Source organism: Verrucomicrobiota bacterium (assembly GCA_037139415.1).
In the GTDB taxonomy this organism is placed as follows: Bacteria; Verrucomicrobiota; Verrucomicrobiia; order Limisphaerales; family Fontisphaeraceae; genus JBAXGN01.
In genome coordinates this window covers 1-3,510 of the sequence record JBAXGN010000334.1, presented here as the reverse complement: position 1 = coordinate 3,510, position 3,510 = coordinate 1, and the positions used below count along the sequence as shown (strand labels likewise).

Below are 3,510 nucleotides of genomic sequence, written 5' to 3'. Positions count from 1 at the left end.
TCCCCACATGAACTTGCTTTGTGATCGGGCAGAGATGTTTGAAGACCGGATTTACGATCGGACCAAAGCGGTGTTCGAGTACTTTGGCCTGCCGTTTGATGCTGCTCCTCCGAAGTGAGGAATTGGTTGTTTTGAGATTTCACCTTGAACTTCATGAACATCGGCATACCATCACGGACATGAACAGTGAGCTAAAAGAAATGCTCCTTTACGGTAGACGGCACAGCGTATGACCAAGCGATTCCAAGATGCTGTTTCATTCGTCGTGATGGCTGTTCTTGTTTTCATGGTTCTCAGCTTGTCCCATACTGCGCTCACCGGTTCGTCGGGAGCTCGTATCCGTTATTTGCATTTACATTGGATTGTCGTGCGCCAAGATATTTGGAAAACTTCCGTAAGTCATATTTATATCGGCACACTGGCTGCTCTTATTGCTTCTTCATTGTGTTTGACTTGGATTTTGTTGAAGGCGTTGAAGGCATTGCGCCATAAAAAGAGCGACACTGCTTGGTTGATCTTTATCCTCGTTATTGTGATTTATTTATTGTTTGCCAGTATGCAGGACTTTGTTTTCACTTGAACGAGAGCATATGCCATTATTTGGTATTCACAGTTTGCGGCCTAACTTTTGCTCCAGCGAATGCGCCGGTCTTTCCAGAGTTCCAGCACTTCCGCCACCGCGAAGTATTTGACACTGTTCGACGGTGGATTGCCCAACGCTTGAGCAGACCGGCTGCCACCAGAACCGGCATCCAAAACGGATTGCCTTCACCTCCTTTTCCCTGATACTCTTCCCTAAGCACATGGCAGACGCATCCTTAACATCAGGACAGAAAGTTGGTGCGGGAAGGTGGCCAGAAGCTGGCGCAACGAGTTCTGGCAAAAGGCGAAGCTGTTGGAAAACAGCATCCGATCCAGGTTCATGAACCGTTGGGCGGTTCGAAAGTACTGGGTGATGAGGGATGGTTTGGGGCGCGGGCCGATCCGTTTCGGGGTAACACGGATGATGGCGCGGATGATGACCGGCTTGATGATCTTGGGCCGGATGATGCGGGAGATGAATTTGTGGGGCCACATAGGGATTTCAGATTTAAGATTTCAAATTTCAGAGACAGACATGGGATGCCCGCGAATTACGCGAAGCGACGCGAATGGGGAGCGAAGAGCATGGCATAAAAATGGCAGGTAAAAAATGAAACCGAAGAAGATAGGAGTTTGGAGTCAGGAGCTGGAATTTTTAGCACCAGAATTTGAGTTTTCATAATATTATGTCGTTCTGTTTTTCAGTCGGTGGGTCGCGACACACGGTGTCTGGCGGACCGTAAACGCGCGGTCCGTGATGACCCACGGGCAGCAGGATAAGGGAGAAACGGGAAAGGTGGTTCCCTCCGGGAGGAGAAAACGAAAGGCAGAAGCCAGAAGGCAAAATGATGAATGAAACAACCCACGAAGCTGATTTTGCAGAAATATTGACAGGCATAAAAATAGGGAAATCGGACATGGCAAATAGATTATCGGGCAGAAAAATATAACCGAAAAATTTGGAAGCTTGGAGTCAGGAGTTGGAACGGGGGAGAAATTCAAACCGCGAACCATGCTAAAAACGCGAAAGCTGAAAGCCAGGAGTTGGCCCGACTAAAGATAAGCATGAACCGCACTAAGATTTGACAGACCAGCGCCCCTCGAACAACCTCTCCCCGACATCGCTGGAAGCAGTCGCGGACCTAACTCGGTTGGCAGGGAACTCGTTGGTGACAGCAGCCGGAATTCCCGAGGTTGACCTGGACAGCACTGGATGTGGGTGGCCCTTGGGTTGGGACGTTCGGATGAATATCGGTGAGGACGCACCTGCCAATCAGTTGCAAGGCCGTGAACTCCAAGACGCTGACTTTTATGCACTTATTTCGGCGCTTTTGCACCACGCAAATAGTTGGCATTTTGCCTGCTATTGGTTTGCCCACTGAAAGACTGATAAGAAATTGGTTTTTGGCACGCTTCTTGCACTCACTTGGCGCGGTGCGGCTGATTCAGGTTTTGTGCAAGTATTTTTTAATGAACAGCAGATAGCCCAGGAACGGCAGCATGGATGCCGACATCAGCCAGTTCATGCGGTTGCCCGTCAGTAACCCGGTTTTTTGGATCTGGTCAATCTGCGCCTGCGGATAGCCCATTAATTGATACATTTCAACGATGTCATGGTGCGCATACGTCAGCAGGGCGGACGCCATGAATACCACCAACGCGATCAGGATGAGCCACCAACCCCGCACGTCGAGGTGATACAACAACCACGCGGCATAACCCCAGAGGACGGCGATGGCCACACAAAACAGCGTACCCGGCAGGCCGGTGAGGAACATTCCAAAGAATGGCATCACACCGTGGTATGCCAGCGGTATTATCAGCATCATCGGCACGGCTATTAGCAGCCATAAACAAAACCCCAGCACCGGCAGTGGACAGGCATCCGTCCAGCGCGTCACGGGATCACGCGCTTCGCAGGTGGCCTTCACGTGTCGGCTGCTGAAGAAAAACGTCCAGACCGCCGGCAAAAGGACAAACATGAAGCCAACCATTCCAAATGTGACAACCATCACTACTGTCATTGTCCCGGGCGGCATCGCCGGTTGGCCGTTCGCACTGTTGGCGGGCAAGTTCGCCAGCATTTGCGGCATGACGAAGGCCATGGCTGCAACCATGAAGATGCCCATGACGAGCCAGCTCCACGAAAAGATGAGCAACAACGCACGCGCCCAGCGCCGGGCCTGAATAGAACCGATGCCCAACCAGATCAGCATCACCGCCAAGACACCGTAAATAGCCACGGCTGGCAGGATGACCGCGATGTTGACCGGAGGTGCATTGGGGGCTTTGGCCGCCGCCATTTGTCCAAACAGCATCAACGGGACAAACAATCCTGCCAGACAGCCCAGCAAAATTGTTAAAATACCGAAAATGACAAGACCGGCGGAACGGTCTTTATAGGCGGGCAACGCCGTTGTCGCAATGGGCTTAGGTTCTGGATTTGGTTCGTTCATGGGTCTGGTGTTCGTGAATGTAAGCGTATTGCCCGCGCCCGGAGTTCATTGTGTATTCCCGTTTTCCAACTGATAAGGTGATACGAATTTGCTTCGGGCACGCGCCAGGATTTCGCTTGTCGCGTTACGGCAAGGGTGCATTGCTTTTGGCTCACTATTCATGTGGACGAACCTATGCCCGCACCAGCGTGGAATCAAGCGTGAATTACCTGGCCAGGCATTGGAAGACGTTATCAATTCACGGTCTGGCAATGAATCTGAGTATATCTGTATGGACTGCGGGAAGTTGTTTAGAAAAGGCAAAAAAGCCGACTGTCCGAAATGCAAATCCACGCAGGTAGTGGAGCGGATGGAGGTTAGAGGTCTGCTATGTCCCAAATGCAAGCAAGGGGTGTTTATCGAAAAGTGATTCATGATTTGGGTGTGTGACCGGAGAGTAACTTTGTTCAAGCGGCGATTTGGAGTTTGAGGT

At 51.1% G+C, this 3,510-nt stretch carries 4 protein-coding genes; 1 reads left to right on the top strand and 3 read right to left on the bottom strand.

Features of this window, described 5'->3' with window-relative positions; all coding sequences use genetic code 11:
- The first annotated feature begins 229 nt into the window (after window positions 1-229).
- On the top strand, window positions 230-580 hold the full coding sequence (locus WCO56_29305) for a hypothetical protein (protein MEI7733699.1): 351 nt from the start codon (window positions 230-232) through the stop codon (window positions 578-580).
- Window positions 581-621: 41 nt separating this feature from the next.
- Here WCO56_29305 and WCO56_29300 read toward each other — a convergent pair whose 3' ends face one another.
- From WCO56_29300 to WCO56_29290, 3 genes are all read right to left on the bottom strand, one after another.
- The gene (locus WCO56_29300) at window positions 622-756 is read right to left on the bottom strand and encodes a hypothetical protein (protein ID MEI7733698.1); all 135 of its coding nucleotides are present in this window, start codon (window positions 754-756) and stop codon (window positions 622-624) included.
- Between the two features lie 39 nt (window positions 757-795).
- Entirely contained in the window at window positions 796-1,077 is a 282-nt protein-coding gene (locus tag WCO56_29295) for a hypothetical protein (protein ID MEI7733697.1), read from the bottom strand.
- 950 nt (window positions 1,078-2,027) lie between these two features.
- On the bottom strand, window positions 2,028-3,038 hold the full coding sequence (locus WCO56_29290; GenBank protein ID MEI7733696.1) for a hypothetical protein: 1,011 nt from the start codon (window positions 3,036-3,038) through the stop codon (window positions 2,028-2,030).
- Window positions 3,039-3,510: the final 472 nt, after the last annotated feature.

Excerpts from the sequence above, each read along its gene's own strand:
- WCO56_29290 (MEI7733696.1), bottom strand. The coding sequence starts at position 3,038 with ATGAACGAACCAAATCCAGAACCTAAGCCCATTGCGACAACGGCGTTG.
- WCO56_29295 (MEI7733697.1), bottom strand. The coding sequence starts at position 1,077 with ATGTGGCCCCACAAATTCATCTCCCGCATCATCCGGCCCAAGATCATC.
- WCO56_29305 (MEI7733699.1), top strand. The coding sequence starts at position 230 with ATGACCAAGCGATTCCAAGATGCTGTTTCATTCGTCGTGATGGCTGTT.